Annotated in this window: 16 protein-coding genes; 8 read left to right on the forward strand and 8 right to left on the reverse strand. The window is 53.4% G+C overall.

The window, feature by feature from the left end:
- On the forward strand, positions 1–934 hold a 934-nt coding region (locus ACT3TJ_RS14820; protein ID WP_444665922.1), incomplete at its 5' end, for a ribonuclease Z.
- Positions 935–1013: 79 nt separating this feature from the next.
- Here the strand turns inward: ACT3TJ_RS14820 and ACT3TJ_RS14825 are convergent.
- Positions 1014–1436 (reverse strand): hypothetical protein, encoded by a 423-nt coding sequence (locus tag ACT3TJ_RS14825; protein ID WP_172118635.1) that lies wholly within the window; start codon positions 1434–1436, stop codon positions 1014–1016.
- A 250-nt stretch (positions 1437–1686) separates the two neighbouring features.
- On the opposite strand from ACT3TJ_RS14825, the gene ACT3TJ_RS14830 reads away from it, so the two are divergent.
- Positions 1687–1896, forward strand: coding sequence for a PcfJ domain-containing protein (locus ACT3TJ_RS14830; RefSeq protein ID WP_444665924.1), 210 nt, complete (start codon positions 1687–1689; stop codon positions 1894–1896).
- A gap of 30 nt (positions 1897–1926) precedes the next feature.
- On the opposite strand, the gene ACT3TJ_RS14835 is transcribed toward ACT3TJ_RS14830, so the two are convergent.
- The 5 genes from ACT3TJ_RS14835 to ACT3TJ_RS14855 form a co-directional block, all read right to left on the reverse strand.
- A complete protein-coding gene (locus ACT3TJ_RS14835; protein WP_444640004.1) occupies positions 1927–3165 on the reverse strand; it encodes a PDDEXK-like family protein in 1239 nt (412 codons plus the stop codon).
- A gap of 218 nt (positions 3166–3383) precedes the next feature.
- A complete protein-coding gene (locus ACT3TJ_RS14840) occupies positions 3384–4244 on the reverse strand; it encodes a hypothetical protein (protein WP_444665926.1) in 861 nt (286 codons plus the stop codon).
- Entirely contained in the window at positions 4241–5842 is a 1602-nt protein-coding gene (locus tag ACT3TJ_RS14845) for an acyl-CoA synthetase (RefSeq protein WP_444665928.1), read from the reverse strand. Before ACT3TJ_RS14845 ends, ACT3TJ_RS14840 begins: the two co-directional genes overlap by 4 nt.
- Complete coding sequence (locus ACT3TJ_RS14850; RefSeq protein WP_444665929.1) at positions 5839–7008, reverse strand: acetyl-CoA acetyltransferase; 1170 nt, start codon at positions 7006–7008, stop codon at positions 5839–5841. The genes ACT3TJ_RS14845 and ACT3TJ_RS14850 overlap by 4 nt, the downstream gene beginning before the upstream one ends.
- Complete coding sequence (locus tag ACT3TJ_RS14855; protein WP_444665931.1) at positions 7008–7847, reverse strand: IclR family transcriptional regulator; 840 nt, start codon at positions 7845–7847, stop codon at positions 7008–7010. The genes ACT3TJ_RS14850 and ACT3TJ_RS14855 overlap by 1 nt, the downstream gene beginning before the upstream one ends.
- Positions 7848–8023: 176 nt before the next feature.
- On the opposite strand from ACT3TJ_RS14855, the gene ACT3TJ_RS14860 reads away from it, so the two are divergent.
- From ACT3TJ_RS14860 to ACT3TJ_RS14875, 4 genes are all read left to right on the forward strand, one after another.
- Positions 8024–9034, forward strand: a complete 1011-nt coding sequence (locus tag ACT3TJ_RS14860) for a DctP family TRAP transporter solute-binding subunit (RefSeq protein ID WP_444665933.1) — start codon at positions 8024–8026, stop codon at positions 9032–9034.
- 75 nt (positions 9035–9109) lie between these two features.
- Complete coding sequence (locus ACT3TJ_RS14865) at positions 9110–9601, forward strand: TRAP transporter small permease (protein ID WP_192526547.1); 492 nt, start codon at positions 9110–9112, stop codon at positions 9599–9601.
- Positions 9594–10943, forward strand: a complete 1350-nt coding sequence (locus ACT3TJ_RS14870; RefSeq protein WP_172118646.1) for a TRAP transporter large permease — start codon at positions 9594–9596, stop codon at positions 10941–10943. The genes ACT3TJ_RS14865 and ACT3TJ_RS14870 overlap by 8 nt, the downstream gene beginning before the upstream one ends.
- A gap of 21 nt (positions 10944–10964) precedes the next feature.
- On the forward strand, positions 10965–11738 hold the full coding sequence (locus tag ACT3TJ_RS14875) for an SDR family NAD(P)-dependent oxidoreductase (RefSeq protein ID WP_087107844.1): 774 nt from the start codon (positions 10965–10967) through the stop codon (positions 11736–11738).
- A gap of 68 nt (positions 11739–11806) precedes the next feature.
- On the opposite strand, the gene ACT3TJ_RS14880 is transcribed toward ACT3TJ_RS14875, so the two are convergent.
- Positions 11807–12979, reverse strand: a complete 1173-nt coding sequence (locus tag ACT3TJ_RS14880; protein ID WP_444665934.1) for a UbiH/UbiF/VisC/COQ6 family ubiquinone biosynthesis hydroxylase — start codon at positions 12977–12979, stop codon at positions 11807–11809.
- A gap of 155 nt (positions 12980–13134) precedes the next feature.
- Here ACT3TJ_RS14880 and ACT3TJ_RS14885 point away from each other — a divergent pair, with 155 nt between their 5' ends.
- Positions 13135–14037: an NAD-dependent protein deacetylase gene (locus tag ACT3TJ_RS14885; protein WP_087107848.1), complete on the forward strand. Its 903-nt coding sequence runs from the start codon at positions 13135–13137 to the stop codon at positions 14035–14037.
- Here the strand turns inward: ACT3TJ_RS14885 and ACT3TJ_RS14890 are convergent.
- On the reverse strand, positions 13971–14582 hold the full coding sequence (locus tag ACT3TJ_RS14890) for a DNA-3-methyladenine glycosylase (RefSeq protein ID WP_172118649.1): 612 nt from the start codon (positions 14580–14582) through the stop codon (positions 13971–13973). The two genes, ACT3TJ_RS14885 and ACT3TJ_RS14890, sit on opposite strands and share 67 nt — an antisense overlap.
- 52 nt (positions 14583–14634) lie before the next feature.
- Between ACT3TJ_RS14890 and ACT3TJ_RS14895 the strand changes: the two genes are divergently transcribed.
- On the forward strand, positions 14635–16116 hold the full coding sequence (locus ACT3TJ_RS14895) for a protein adenylyltransferase SelO (RefSeq protein ID WP_444665936.1): 1482 nt from the start codon (positions 14635–14637) through the stop codon (positions 16114–16116).
- Positions 16117–16143 lie beyond the last annotated feature (27 nt).

Consider the following 16143-nt stretch of genomic DNA (forward strand, 5'->3'; position numbering starts at 1 on the left):
CGGTGTGCCCACCAAAAGCCGAAATGTGACTGGCATTGCTTTGCGCGAGAGCAAGGGCAAAGGCTGGTACCTGATTGATTGTGGAGAGGGCACCCAGCATCAGGTTTTGCGTACGAAGCTGTCGTTTCATTCATTAAACGCCATTTTGATTACCCATGTGCACGGCGACCACTGCTATGGGCTGCCGGGCATACTGGCGAGTGCGGGAATGAACGGCCGAAAAGCGCCGCTTACCATTGTCGCACCCGCAGGCATCAAAGCGTGGTGGGAGGCTACTTGCGAGGCCACGCAGCTAAGCTTGCCCTTCGCGCTGGAGTTTATCTGCTCAGATGACCTGCCGAGCATTGAGTTTGAAAACATGGCGGTTGCCACGTTCAAACTTTCCCATGGGGTGGCATCTTATGCCTATGCGTTGACAGAGAAAAACGTCGATGCTGCCTTGGATATCGAAAAGCTCATCCAGAAGGGGATTCCCAGAGGGCCGTTGTGGGGGCAGTTGAAAAAAGGGTTCGATATTGAGTTCGCGGGTGAGACATTAACAAGCCATGAGTGCTTACTCCTCAAGCATGAGGCCAGGAAAGTGGTCATCGCAGGAGACAATGCCCAGCCTGAGCTGTTGTGGGACGCGTGCGCTGGGGCGCAAGTGCTGGTGCATGAAGCCACGTATACGCAGGAAATGGCCCAGAAGGCGCTTGAAGTAGGGCATAGCTACGCCAGGCTTGTAGCTGATTTTGCCGAAACGGTAGCGCTGCCCAACCTGGTGCTGACGCACTTTAGCCCGCGTTATCAGCTCAACCCCCTGGCATCGCCCTCTATCGAGGATATCCGCAAAGAGGCCCAAAGCGCCTATTCGGGCGCGCTTTACCTGGCGCGAGATTTTCTTGAATTTAGCCTGGATAAGTCGGGCCACTTTTCTGAAGTGGCGAGCGAATAAGTTTTCCCGGTTTTAACGATTCTTGCGAATGGGCGGCTACCCGAAAGCAGGTAGCCGCTTCTTGTGATTGCCGGGAAAATCAGTCGCGGCAGTAGCCTTCGCCTGCTTGCACTACCAGGCAGTCTTCCTTCTCCGCTAGCCATTTCAAGCCGGTGGCTTCGCCGTCTCCGGCGCGAAGTCGCTGCTGGCCGTCATCGCGGCTGAAGCTAATGCCGTCGTCTGTGGCTTGCCCTTCGAATGTGCCGTGTTGGTCGGCGTCCAGGCCGTACTGCATTTCAAGCAGATAATGGCCGGGGCCTGCCGTCTCGTCCTGTTGGACTTCAAGGTATAAACCCTCCACACCAGTCCATCTGCCGACCCATTGATCGGTAACCTCGTGAGAGAGCTGGCTTTGCTCGGCTACCGTATCTGAATCGGCGGCACTTGATGCGGCGGTATTGGTGTCTTGATTACACCCGCTGATCAGTATCATGGTGCCTAGGGCTAACGCTGTTTTCATCATGGCGAGTGTCACCGGCGGTGGGGTAGTTGAAGGGTAATCTGAGATTCGTCTTGATCAAGCCCTTTGGCGGAGATTAAAGGTACAGCACTCCCAATAGCGAGCTTTACGAGAAATAGACTACCCCTTTTTTTGCGCATCTATTCGCTAAAACACGGTGCTTATATTAGTTACTAACACCTTCTGAGCGTATTCAACCCACAGACCGCTGCATTAATATTCAGTATCATTTAGAAAATCCGATATTGTTGCGTTGGAAAGTTGGGATGCTTTACTGGCTGAAGGCAAGCAAATGCATCACTGCATTGGCAGTTATGCGGCACAAGTCAGCGCTCGTCAGGTATTTGTCTACCACATGGAAGCACCAGAAGCGTTAACCATCGCGATCTCCTCACAAGGCAGCCAGTGGGGAGTGCAAAATACGTGGCTATTGCAATGCATTACCGAGCGAGGCGTCACTTGAGGCAATACAGCGATGGTTAACTGCTCACTATTAGGAGTGGGTTGTGGCTTGGGCTTCTGGCAGGAAGGCGTGCTCGTTCACCCATTTCGCTAAATCGCCCAGCGCTTTCATGGCGCCTGCTTTAGTGTACTCGTGGGGCCATGCACTCAATGCTAAACAGCGCCCTTTAACTTCGTACCAGGTATGCGTGTCATTACCGTCTCTGTACCAGCTACAGCTCGGCTGTTTAGTGTCAGGTGTTACGTCCAGGAAAGCTTGCTCGATATTTTTTAGCCAAGGGTCATTGCTTGTTTGGCTTTCCAGATATACTCGAACTTCAAAACCGATACTTTCATCGCCTTCTGACACTGAAGAAGGATAATAAATGAGACATATTTGGGCAGCTCCTGAATTACCCCAAGTACTGGGGGAAAAGCGCCAGGCTTTTATATTGTCACCCCAGTCCTCGGGGTTATTTTTGGTATTAATGTCTGTCGTCGCTATTTGCAATGCAGCAGCAATATGACTTTTACCTTCCGCCACCAGTTCTTGCTCGAATTGTTTCAAACGTTGAGATGCTTCATATAAGCTATTGAAATGCTTTAACGAAAAATCCAGTTCGTTTTTTGTCATCGTCTTTTCTTCAGTTGGGTGGGCGATAGAGGCGAGATGCTGTAATAATTCCTGGTAGAAAACTTGCCATTTTGTCTGATTGGACGGGGCCACGTCTTGCCCGTAAAGTTCATACGCCGAGGCCACTATTTCCGAGTAGGATAGCGTCGGCCAGCCTGCGTTACGGGCGGGTATCCGAACACCTTCTTTGGTGTCATCCGGGCATAAAACGCACTTGTAGGTGGTAACCGCATAGCTTTCCAGCAATTTGTCATAGGCATAAAACGGATTATTCGTCGCTGCAGCCCATACTTTATGCTCGATGCCTAATACGAAGTCGTTTCCTGAAACCACTAAGTCCAAGCGTTTGGTTGACTCGCTTTCAACATTCCAGCTTCCTACTTCCCGTTCGGTAGTGATTGCTTCCCAGTCGACTTGCTGTAGATCGTCATGATCAAACTTACGAGCTAGCGCATGCAAAATGGCCTTGGCTAACCAGTGCGGTGCGCCGGGATAGCCGCCCATAAAGAAGGCCATTAAGTCGGATAGCCGGTTCTCATGCTGACCTGGCCCTGCAACGGAAAACAAATTGGGTGTTAAAGGTTCTGGTTTAGGCAGCAGTGCCAATTTCTCGAAAAAACGCTCCAACGCTGCCAAATCGGCCGATTCTGAAGACATTGATTAATCCTAAAGAGTGGTAAATGGATCCCGTCCATTAGCTTGCTGCCTAATTATACTATTGGCGAATGCGAATCGTATGACTAGGTAACCTTAAATTATCCAGCGATAATTGGTCACGCGATAGCATAGCGTTAAGGGAAACTGTCGGTATTCGTCATCGTTGCCAGGCGGGCCACGTGGCGCTGACGCCTTCTACGTTAACTGATAAGAGCGAATTAAAAGCTCAGCAATAGCTCACAGGTAACGCAGATAGCATTTCGCCCAGGGGCAAGCGCTCCTTGATGTTGTTCGCCACCGATACCGACAGAGACTGCTTGAAGTGAGGGTTGCCCATCTTTCAATGTTCCATCGAGTATCAGTATTTCATTCGCGTGGCTTTTAAGCTGGTGGCCGTCTGTAAAACAGGTTTGCACCAGGCTTCCAAGGCCCATGATCTGTGCCGTATCAATCCCGTAACGTTTAGCGGTTGCTGCGATGGCGGCATTGAGGTCTTGATTCGGGCGTAGCGTCAGTAAAAGCGCATTGGGCTTAGCAGCACTGCTGGCACCCTGGTAAGGCGCAAAAAGAGGAAACCGGGTTTCTTCATCAGCCGTGACGGCCAAATAGGCGCCTTCTATCGCGATACACGACACCTCAATGTCATTGGCTAATATCGACGCGGGCGCTAGCAGATGGCCAACCGCGGTATGCCCATCGCCTTGCTGCCATATCCCGTGGCAATGCAGGAAAGGTTCACCATCACGCAGGCCTACATGAATGCCTGCGGTGTGTATGTTTGCCGGTGGTGATAAGCGATGCGTTTCACTATACCAGGCAGCATGTTGCCCACTTGGGTCATCGCCCGGGATGACATAGTGAAGCGTTTGCATCGCTGCATTATTGATCGTTAAGTACGCTGACGAGATGGCCTGCTTTTGAAGCGCCTGGACGATGGCGTCATATAGCGTTTGGCCGCCTTCAAGCGTGAGTGATCGCTCTTGTGTATGGCAGAGCTGCGCCTGGTAGCGCGTTTGTGCAGGCGTGCCTGGGTGTTCGATATAGCCAAGCGCTACCGCATTGCTGGGAGGAGAACTCATGTTGCCTCCTGTAATTCACCACGCTCAGTTAATGTTTCACGAATGAGCTTTTTAGTGATTTTTCCGTAAGCCGTTTTGGGCATTTCTTCCCAGAATACGTAGCTTTTAGGCATCTTGTAGCGAGCAATGCGCTCACTCAGCCATGCATTCAAGGAGGCAGTATCCAGTGGCTGGCCGGGGTAAAGCACACACACGGCCATGCCGACTTCACCCCAGACAGGGTCAGGTACGCCCAATACGGCTGTTTCGGAAATGGCAGGATGGCTAAGCAGCTTCTCTTCGATCTCGCGAGGATAAATGTTGGAGCCGCCCGATATATACATATCCGAAACGCGCCCGGTCAGGTAAATGAATCCTTCTTCATCCCGATGGCCCAGGTCACCCGTTAAAAACCAGCCATCTCGAAAGCTCTTTTGATTGGCTTCGGCGTTATTGTAGTAGCCCGCAAAAACAGCCGGCCCGATGACGGCGATTTCTCCCGTTTCACCGGCGGCCACTTCAGCACCGTTGCTATCCTGAATTTGCACCTGCATGCCGGTACGCGAAAAGCCGCAGCTCCCGATTTTCATGTGGTTATCGTCAACGTGGTGAAGCGCAGGGGGTAGCACCGTTATATTGCCGGTTACCTCGCCAAGCCCGAAATACTGAACCAGCACAGACCCTAATGTTTCCAGCGCTTTCACCTGGTCGGACCGGTACATGGGCGCACCAGCGTAGACAACGTAGCGTAAGGAGGAGTGGTCATGCCGCTTTACACTGGAGTGCTCAATGAGCATTTTGACAATAGTGGGCACGGTGAATAGGTTGGTCACGTTCCACTTTTCCACAAGCTGCCAAATCACCTCGGGGTCAAATTTCTCGTCCGCCGGGAGTATGGTTTTAACGCCGTGAGCGACTTGGGCAAGCTGATGAACGCCCGCGCCGTGCGACAGAGGCGCGACGACGATAGACGCGTCAGAGGCGTTGGTTCCTGGCATCAAGTCACATAAATGGTTAGTGACAACGAAGGCCATTTGGCCATGGGTCAGTACGGCTGCCTTGGGGCGTCCGGTGGTGCCAGAGGTGAAGAAAAACCACGCAGGGTCATCGCGATTAACCGCGGCGGCTGGCATGTGCTGGCCTGAAAAGCGTTCAACCAGCGTTTCGTAATCGACGGCGAAATCACTCTCTCCAATCGAGATCGTCACATCAATAAGAGGGGCACAAGCGGCGGCGTGATGGGTAAAGCTGGCGCCACAAAGCAGGCCTTTTGCCCCAGAGGATTCAGCCAGGTAAGCCACTTCGTCGGGCGACTGACGATAGTTGGTCGGCACCCATACGGCGCCTATTCTCCAACAGGCAAACATCGCTTCAAACATTTGGTGGCAGTTGGAGGACTGAACCAGTAAGCGGTCACCCTTTTGCAGGCCCATTTCATGGCGGAGCGCGTACGCAAACGCTTGTGAACGTTCCTCCATCTGTTGCCATGTCCAGGTTTTTTCGCCCCACACAAAGCCAATCTCAATCGAGAAGCGGCGCGCGCTTTCGGTGAGAAGGTGAGACAGGTTCATCACTCGGGTAGAAACAGGCATGACGCTGTTGTGTTCATTCAGGCTCATTTCACACGCTCCAGAATAGACACGTAATTAGTGACGGCCGCGCCGCCCATATTGAAGACGCCAGCCAGGTTTGCATTGGGTATTTGCATCTGTTCCGCCTCACCCATTAACTGCATGGCGGCCATTACATGCATGGAAACCCCGGTAGCGCCGATAGGATGACCTTTGGACTTTAGCCCGCCGGATGGGTTGACGGGCAAGGCGCCATCTTTTTGCGTGATACCTTCCTGGATAACACGATAGCCTTCCCCTTTTTTGGCGAGCCCCATCGCTTCGTATTCAAGCAGCTCGGCGATAGTGAAGCAGTCGTGTGTTTCGACGAGGGATAAATCCATAATGTTGACGTCAGCGCTTGCGAGCGCTTTCTGCCAGGCCATTGATGCCCCACGAAACTCCAATATGTCTCGTCTTGAAAGCGCCATTAAGTCATTGGCTTGCGTTCGTGCCCGAAAGGCAATCGCACGCTTTAATTGAGCGGCCGTTTCGGCATCGGCAATGATCATGGCTGCCGCGCCATCCGAAATGAGCGAGCAGTCTGTACGACGCAAAGGGCCTGCGACCGTCGGGTTGCGGTCTGAAACTGTGGCGCAGAAATCGACGCCGATATCTTTGCGCATTTGGGCATAGGGGTTAAACACGCCGTTGGCGTGGTTTTTGGCCGCGATCATGGCGAGTTCGTAGGAGCGGTCCCCATAAGTTTGGAAGTAACGTTCCGCAATTTCACCGAACACCCCCGCAAAGCCCCCCGCGATATGGGCTTCTTCACGGTGATAGCTGGCGCTTAGCAGAATGTTGCCCACTTCAGCGGTAGGCGTCGCTGTCATTTTTTCAGCGCCGATGACCAGGGCGATGCGTCCACGGCCAGACTCTATAAAGTCGAGCGCGCCATGTAGCGCTGCGCTGCCTGTCGCGCAGGCATTTTCGTAACGCGTGGCGGGCGTGTGCGCAAAGCGCTCATCGCCCATCGCAACAAGGGCTGCCTGGAAATCCTGAGCCGAGAAGCCGTTGTTATAGACACCGACAAAAATGCCGTCGATAGCCTCATGATCGACGCCTGCATGAACAAGCGCATCCTGAACCACGCTTTGCATCAGCGCTTGGGTATCGGGTTCGGGCAATTTTCCAAAAGGGGAGTGGGCCCAGCCGACGATCTGTGCTTTTGTCATTATTTGCTCCTGGCGAGGGGAGTGGGAGATGTTTGATGTCTTGTAAATTCAGCGGCTAACAGATGCTCAATTGCTAACGCTTCTTCTTTTAATCTCGTCACAAGCGTTTGGGAACGGCGTGGTTCCTGCATGCGGCTCTCTATCGCTGCCAACGAAAGTGAGCCTGCCAGTACGCCATCAGGCCAGCGTAGGGCAATGCCGATTCCCCATGAATCCGCAAACACCAGCCCAGGGTTAACGGCATAGCCCTGTAACCGCGTTTCGTTCACCAGATTTACCATATGCTCTGGAGCCAGTTGGGGGTACTGCTGTTCAAGGAGCGAGCGTTGTGCATCTAATACGTGGGTAATTTCAGCGTCAGGCAGCGCTGCCAACATGGCGAGTGAGCCTGCGCCTACTCCCAGAGGATGATAGGCGCCTTGCACCAGGGCATGGGTCCGAATGGGATAAACGCCGTCTTCCCGGTACAGGCACAGCGAGAAGTGGCCTCGACGGATAGAGAGGCAAGCGGCATCTTCCGTTCGCTGCGCTAAACGAGCGACATTGCACGTAGCCAGGCGCGTCAGGTTATGTTGCTCGGAAGCTCTGTGGCCCAGCAAATAGGCTTCTGGGCCTAATTGATAATGATGATTAGCGGGCGATTGCTCTACCATTCCTGCATTAATAAGTGCCAGCAGCAATCGTCTTACCGTGGGCTTGTTTAAACCACTGTGCCTGGTTAAATCGGCCAGTGAGCTGCCTTCGGCTTGTCGAGCAATCAGGCTTAATAACCCCAGTGCACGGTCAACACTTTGTGCACCAGCGGTTGTGCTCTCCGTTATTAAGGCTTTGTGTTCCATATTATGGACCGATTGTTGTTTTAATGGCGCGTGTGTTGAGCTTGTTTTGCTGATACTTTGACTTTCTGGAATGCTTTTGGCAAATTTTTATTGTCGTATATATAACGAATGGTCCATATTGTGGATTATAACAATCAAGTGCGTTAGCACGAATACGCCACGAGGAATAGAACATAATGAAACGCCATGCTTTTTTAAAAACTGTCTGGGCCACTTCTGCTGCAAGCTTGCTTTTTGCCAGTGCGGCATCCGCTGAAACATTAAGGCTTTCTCATAACACCGGTGACACCACCACGTGGCATGAAGCCGCTGAACTCTTTAACGACTTGTTAAGTGAAGCCTCAGAAGGCGAACTATCGGTTCGTACGTTTCCTAACTCGCAGTTAGCGGGTGGCGACCAGATGCGCCAGTTTGAAATGGTGGGTAGGGGCGCTATTGATTTAGTGATGACCTCCGCCATTAATGTCACGCCGTTAATACCTGAAATGGCTGTTTTTTCACTGCCTTATCTCTACAACGGTTATGATCAGGTAGACGCCACCATGAACGGCGAGCCGGTTAAGTTGCTTGAAGAGATCATGGATGAAAAGGGCGTTAAGGTGCTGGCCTGGGGTGAAAGCGGTTTTCGTGAACTGACCAATAGTAAACGGCCGATTCGTAGCCCTGACGATATGCGCGGGTTAAATATGCGTGTGGCAGGCCCTATGTATGTTGATGTTATGGATGCACTGGGCGCCAACCCGCAGCAAATGCAGTGGGTCGAGACGATCTCGGCATTGCAGCAAGGCGTTGTTGACGGTCAGGAAAATGGAATTGGTGCCGTTATCATTCCCCAGCGTATTTATGAAGTGCAAGACTATATAACGCTCTGGCACTACTCGTATGACCCTGTCTTTTTAGGCGTTTCCAAGCAGCGTTGGGAAAGCTTTGATGCTGAAACGCAGGAGATGGTTCAGCAAGCGGCTGACCAGGCCATGGCGCATCAGCTCGCCATCACTCGCGAAAATACGGCCAAGGGCGTCGACTTCCTTCGTGAGCAAGGCATGGATATTACCGAATTGACCCCGGAAGAGATTGAGGTATTTAGGCAAGCAACGGCACCTGCCTTTGATATCTGGGCTGAAAGAGTCGGCCCTGACATTGTTTCCAGCTTTGTCGAAACGATAGAAAGTTCCAAGCAGCAATAACGAATAGCATTTACTGACAATAACTCTGACTAACCTTAGTCAGAGTTATTGGTGTCAGTATAGGGTCAATGCCTTATGAAATTTATAATTAACGAATTTGAAAAAATAGTATGCACTGGCCTCTTCTTGAGTATGGCGCTACTTGGCTTCGCTAATGTCGTTGTTCGATACGGTACTAACTACTCGCTTGCCGCGACAGAAGAGCTTCTTACCAATGGGTTTTTGATATTAACCATTTTTGGCGCGGCGATTGCGGCAAGGCGGGGTGAACACTTGGCGGTAACTGTTCTCTATAACGTATTGCCAAGGCACGCTAAAACAGTCGTCTTTATGTTGTCTGTGCTGCTGTCTGTAACGTTACTATGCATGTCAGCCTATTTCTCCTGGGAAGTGCTAAGCAATCAGTTTAATAGTGGAACCCGCTCTTACGGATTAGGATTGCCCGCCTGGTACTACCACGTTGCGATACCTTTTGGCTTTATTCTCATTGCTATTCGATTTTTGCAGCGTGCATGGCAAGAAATGAACGGCAACGTGGAACCCACGATCGGAGGCGCAGATGTTTGATATCTTCGGCACGCTTTCGACAGGTTCACAGATGATTACCGTCTTTTTCCTGCTGCTTTTGTTGAGAGTGCCCGTCGCATTCTCACTCGGTCTGTCCGCTATTTATGCCATGTGGCACATGGGGTTTGGATTAGATCTCGCCGGTGATTTGATTGCGACAGGTATTACCAAATTTTCATTATTAGCGATTCCCTTCTTTATTCTTGCTGGAACGTTGATGGGAAGGCTTGGAATTGCTGACCGGATGATCCGATTTTTCAGAGTACTGGTGGGTGGTCTTCCCGGTGGAATGGGCATCGTCGGTACGGTCGTTTGTTTGTTTTGGGGGGCTGTTAGCGGTTCTGGCCCGGCATCGGTTGCCGCCATTGGGCCCATGATCATAAAAGGCATGGAAGAAGACGGCTACCGCAAGGCCTATGCTGCAGGTTTGGTGTGTACGGGTGCGGCCTTGTCGATCGTTATCCCGCCTTCTATCGGGTTGGTGATTTACGGCGTTATTGCTGAAACCTCAATATCGAAGCTGTTTATGGCTGCCATTTTACCTGGCCTGATGATGGGCGGTTTAATGATAGTGACCCTGCCGTGGGGGCGCGTAAAAAACGCGGGAACTGCGGGATCATCGGGCCTGTCATCTGAACCTTCCGTTATGTCGATGGGCGATAACCCTTACCCGCAACTGGGCTATGCAGGTCGATTATGGGCTTCCTTTAAAGACTCTTTTTGGGGCCTGCTCACACCGGTCGTTATTTTGGGAGGGATATACGCCGGTGTGTTTACCCCTACGGAAGCCGCATTAGTGGCCACTATCTATGCGTTACTGGTGGGCGCGGTCATCTATAAAACATTAAGTATCAAAAAATTGTATGAAGCCGTTAGTGATGCGGCGGCATCGTCTGCCGTCGTTATGCTGGTGGTTGCTTACGCAAGCCTGTTTGGTTGGGTGGTAACGGTTGATGACCTGGTAGGCACTTACTCTTCCATGCTGTTAGGCATGAGCAACAACGAGTGGGTTGTTTTATTGGTTATCATGCTGATTCTACTGATTATTGGCATGTTTATGGATGCGGTAACGGTAATGTTTATTTCGTTACCGGTGTTTCTTCCTATTGTGCACCAGCTTGGCTGGGACCCTGTCTGGTTTGGTGTTTTGGTGATGATTAACCTCTCCATTGGCCTGATAACACCACCTGTGGGTATTAATCTTTATGTCGCTGCGAATGTGACAGGTCTTTCCATTGAAAAAATAGCGCGAGGCACCTTTATTTGTGTTGGCGCGTGTTTGGTAGGGCTCGCATTAGTGGCTTTCTTCCCGCAGATATCCATGCTTTTGGTCAGTCAATAATAACGAGAGAAGAGGTGCTTGATGGTCACTAAAAAAGTTGCCGTTGTAACCGGTGGTGCGCGGGGAATCGGGCTTGCTGCCGTAGAGATTTTTCTTGCAAAGGGTTATGACGTAGCCGTGGTGGACATGAGCTATACGGTTGCCAACGAATTGGCCGAGACGTACAGCGGCGTGCTGCCAATCGAATGTGATGTTTCTAATCCTGATGACGTTATCGCCATGGCTGCGGTCATCGAGCGCCAATATGGTCGTGTCGATGCGCTCGTCAATAACGCAGGAATAGCCGCTCTTCATCCGATAGAGGAGACTGGCTTTGATAGTTGGAAAAAAATCATGTCGGTGAACCTGGACGGCACCTTTCTTGTCACGCAGGCCCTTACGCCGCTGATGAAAAAGGTATCCGGAGCGATTGTTAACGTAGCTTCTATCGCGGGTTTGCGCGCCAGTACGTTAAGAACGGCTTATGGTACGTCCAAGGCGGCGGTTATTCATTTAACCAAGCAGCAGGCAATGGAGTTGGGCGAGCACGGTATAAGAGCCAACTGTGTAGCGCCTGGGCCCGTAGAGACGGAGCTATTGGCAAAACTGGTGGAAGCCGCGCCGGAAATGAAAGCAAGCTACCTTGAGACCATTCCTCTTAACCGGTTTGGCCAGGAGAAAGAAATAGCCGAGGTGATTGCCTTTTTATGCTCCCCTGAGGGCGGGTATGTCACGGGGCAGACAATTGCGGTTGACGGTGGTTTTCAGTCAGCGGGAGTGGGGCTCACCGCCTTACGAAGTGCTAATAACCCGTAAGTAGCTGGCGCAAGCTCCAGTCTTGGCAGCATGCGCCACTGCGTTTACCGACCGGTTATGAAATAAATCTATCCCTTCTTAAACGGATTCAACCCATTGGCCTGTTGCATCATCATGCGCTTGGCGAGTGGGAAGCGTTCGGCCAAATGCAGGCTTAGATCACCCAGCTGGCGCAGTGGTTTGGCGCCGGTGAACAAGTGGTGGAAGCTGTCGGTCGCGGCGATCATGGCCTGATTTGCCACGCGGCGCTGGCACTCGAAACGGTGCAGGTTAATGTGGTCGCCCGGGTCGCGGCCTTTAATAACCATCTCGGCCAATGTATCGGCATCGTGCAGGCCAATATTTAACCCTTGGCCTGCCAGCGGGTGAACCACATGGGCAGCATCGCCAATTAACGCTAAGCGCTTGCCGATATAGCGGCGGGCGTGCTGGCGTTTAATCGGGAAGCTGGCGCGGGCGACAATGCGGGTCAGTTTGCCCAGCCGTTTGGGGTACGCGTTTTCAATCGCCGCTTTAAGCGCGTCGTCATCCAGCGCTTCGCGGGCTTTGGTCGTCTCATCATGGTCGTACCACACTAACGATGCCCGATGGCCGGGTAGCGGCAGCATGGCGATGGGTCCGGTCGGCGTAAAGTATTGCCAGCTAACATCCTGCTGAGGAAGCGCTGTTTCCACGTTCACAATCAGCGCCCGCTGATGGTAGTTATGGCTAGTGACCTCAATGCCTGCCAACTGGCGTAGCGTTGAACGCGCACCGTCGGCACCGACCATCAGACGCGCGCTCAGCATCTTGCCGTTATCCAGCTCGACCACCCGCTTGTCGCCAGCAATCAGCGTATTGATAGGCGCGCAGTGGGTATAACAGGTAACGCTGGGCAGCTCTTTAAGGCGCTGCCAAAGGGCGTACTGAAGCGTTCGGTTTTCAATAAACAGGCCAAAATCGTCCATGCCGCTATCACTGGCAGAGAACACGCTATGCCCAGTGCCGTCCAGGTTGGAGACATCGATGTGGCGGAAGGGGCAGCAGCGTTCCTGGGGCAGTTCTGTACCACTGAGCTTAACAAACGCCAGCGAGCGGGCGTTTAACGATGAAATACGCAGGTCATAATCGCCGCTCATGGGGGTAGGCGTGGCACCTCGCTCGATCAGTCCGATAGCGTAGCCCGCGTTACCCAACCGGGCCGCCAGCGCGGCTCCCACCATACCGCCGCCAACAATAATAATATCGTGATCGCTCTGCATGAGGCGCTCCTTCAATGCGTAGTCAGGCATCGCTGCTAAGTACGTTAAGACCAGGTACGCTGAGACCAGGTACGTTGCATGTGCCCATAATGTCCTACAGTATCGTCGAGATAGGGGAAACTTGCCTAGGGCATCAATTGACGCAGGCCGTGGAAATGGAAAAAAGTGTGGCCCAAGCGGGGTTTGAACTTGCTCGCTTTATCGAGCAGCACCCCAGGTTGTGGGTAATTACCGGCGCAGGTGTGAGTACCGATAGCGGTATTCCCGACTACCGCGACGCTAACGGGCAGTGGAAGCGGCCACCTCCTGTTCAGCACGGCGACTTTATGGCATCGCTCAGCGTGCGTCAGCGCTATTGGGCGCGTGCGCTGGTCGGATTTAAAGCGCTCCGCGAAGCCCAAATAAGTGGCGCTCACCAGGCGTTGGCAGCGCTGGAGGCGATGGGGTTTGTAGAGCTTTTGGTAACGCAGAACGTTGACCGCCTTCATCAGCGGGCAGGTTCAAAGCGTGTCATCGACCTGCACGGCCGGGCGGATCTGGTGAAGTGCATGACTTGCCATTACCAGATGATGCGCCACGCCATGCATAGCGAAATGGCGCGCATGAACCCTGCCTTTGCGGTACTTAATGCCACGCACGCGCCAGATGGCGACGCTGACCTGGAAACCGATTTCAGTACGTTTCGCGTGCTTGATTGCCCGCGTTGCGGCGGTATTTTAAAGCCGGACGTGGTTTATTATGGCGACGTGGTGCCTGCAGAGCGTCGCCAAGCGGCGCAGGCAGGCTTGAACAAGGCGGATGCGGTGCTGGCCGTAGGCACGTCGTTAATGGTGTTTTCGGGCTACCGCTTCTGTCGTGATGCTCATGCCATGGGCTTGCCCATTGCCTCGCTGTCGCTGGGTGTTACCCGGGCAGATACGCTACTCAGCCATCAATGGCGTGCCCCATTAACGCCGGTATTAACCCATGCCGTTAAGCGGTTGACGCTGGGTCAGCGCGCTTTGGATACCCACGGGTTGCCTTCCAGCCAAAACCGCCAGGGCGCATCACGGTCATGAGGCTCGGCGTAGTCGATGCCGACACGCGGGCCGCTGGCAATGGGCGTCGAGTGGCTGCCTGCACATACCCACAACTGCTCGGCGCGCGTCATATCGTGGCCGTAAAGTGCTTTATCCACGCCAAGTGCCCGGGTGAGTTTGCCGGGCCCGTTACATAATTGCCTGCCCGGTATACTGCGCCGCTCGCGCATGGCGTGTTCGTTAAGCACGGGTTCAACAGCGCGGATCAGCACTGCACAAGGCGACCCTTCAGGTTCGGTGACGATATTAAGCAGCCAGTGCATGCCATACACCAAGTACACGTAGGCGTGGCCGGGCTGGCCGAACATCGCCGCCGTGCGGGGCGTTAATCCACGGTGGGCATGGCAGGCTGAGTCGTGGGCGCCGCAATAAGCTTCGGTTTCAACAATACGCACCGCCATTTGAACGCCGTCTATGACACGCACTAACCAGCAACCTAACAGGTCGTTGGCGACGGCGACGGTATCGCGTTGATAGAAGTCGCGTGCTACCGGAGGCAAAGGTAACCCGTGAAGAGATGACATTATCTCACCGCCTGCTTGAGTGAACTGCTAGGGTATTAGGAGATAACGCCCAATGATAGAGGAGGTGACTGTGCTGACGTTTGAGCATTTTTACAAAACACTACCTGAGCCGCTGTGGATGGCGTGCCAGCCCACGCCGGTAAAAGCGCCCAGCTTAATTGCCTTTAATCACTCCCTTGCTCAAACCCTGGGGGCGAGTGAGGTGCCTGATAACGCCACGCTGGCGCAGTGGTTTAGCGGTAATACGCTGCCCCCAGGCGCGGACCCTATTGCGCTTGGCTATGCGGGCCACCAGTTTGGTAATTTTGTCTCTCAGTTGGGGGATGGCCGGGCACTTTTGCTGGGCGAAGTGGTAGACGAGCAGGGCCAGCGGCGGGATATACAGCTGAAGGGCAGCGGGCGAACTCCTTTTTCACGCGGTGGTGATGGCCGCTCGCCCTTGGGGCCTGTGCTGCGTGAGTACCTGGTCAGTGAATTTATGGCGGCGATTGGCGTACCCACTACGCGGGCGCTGGCCGCGGTAGCCAGCGGAGAGGTGGTTAGACGCCAACTACCTGAGCCAGGGGCTGTTTTTACCCGGGTGGCTCGCAGCCACGTGCGCGTTGGCACCTTTCAGTTTGCTGCAGTGCTGCGTAATGAACAGACCCTAAAAGCCCTGGCAGATTACGCGATTGAGCGCCACTACCCAGACGCGGCCCAAGCCGATGACCCTTACCTGGCACTGCTGGAGGCGGTTGTTGCCCGCCAGGCCGCGCTGGTGGCGCACTGGATGAGCGTAGGCTTTATCCACGGTGTGATGAATACCGATAACACCAGCATCACCGGGGAGACCATTGATTACGGCCCTTGTGCCTTTATGGAGCAGTTTGATCCGCAAAAGGTGTTTAGCTCTATTGACGAGGCCGGCCGTTACGCCTTTGGCAATCAGCCCGCGATTGCCCAATGGAACCTGGCCCGCTTGGCGGAAACGTTACTGCCGCTAATGCAGACGCAGGGCGATGAGGCGGTGGAGCAGGCAACGCAGGCCATTCATCGTTTTACCGATATACATGCCGATGAGCAGCGCAAGCGTCAGGCGGACAAGCTAGGGCTTTCGTCTGATAGCGAGCAAGCCAATACGCTGATGGCGTCGCTTGAAATCCAAATGGCCCAAGGCAAGATGGATATGACGGCAACCTTTGACGCGTTGACCCAGTACGCCGCCTCACCGGGTGCCCAAACTCATGATGCCGTGCTTGCGTTAACCACTCAGCCTGACGCCTTGGGCGCGTGGATAGAGGCCTGGCAGGCCGAGTGTGTTGCTCATCAGGATGTAGCGCGTTGGGAGGCGATGCGGCACGCCAATCCGGTCGTTATTCCGCGTAATCACCGCGTTCAGGAGGTCATTAATGCCGCTTACGAGGGCGACTACGCACCTTTTCATACCTTGCTTGCAGCGGTGACTAAGCCCTTCGAGGATTCACCGGAAGCGCGCCGCCTAGCCGTTCCCGCCACCAGCAGCGAACAAGTATTAAGAACGTTCTGCGGAACCTGAACAGGAAAAATCTGTGATAAACTGTGT

Source organism: Halomonas sp. AOP30-A1-24 (assembly GCF_052378165.1).
Classification (GTDB): domain Bacteria; phylum Pseudomonadota; class Gammaproteobacteria; order Pseudomonadales; family Halomonadaceae; genus Vreelandella; species Vreelandella citrativorans.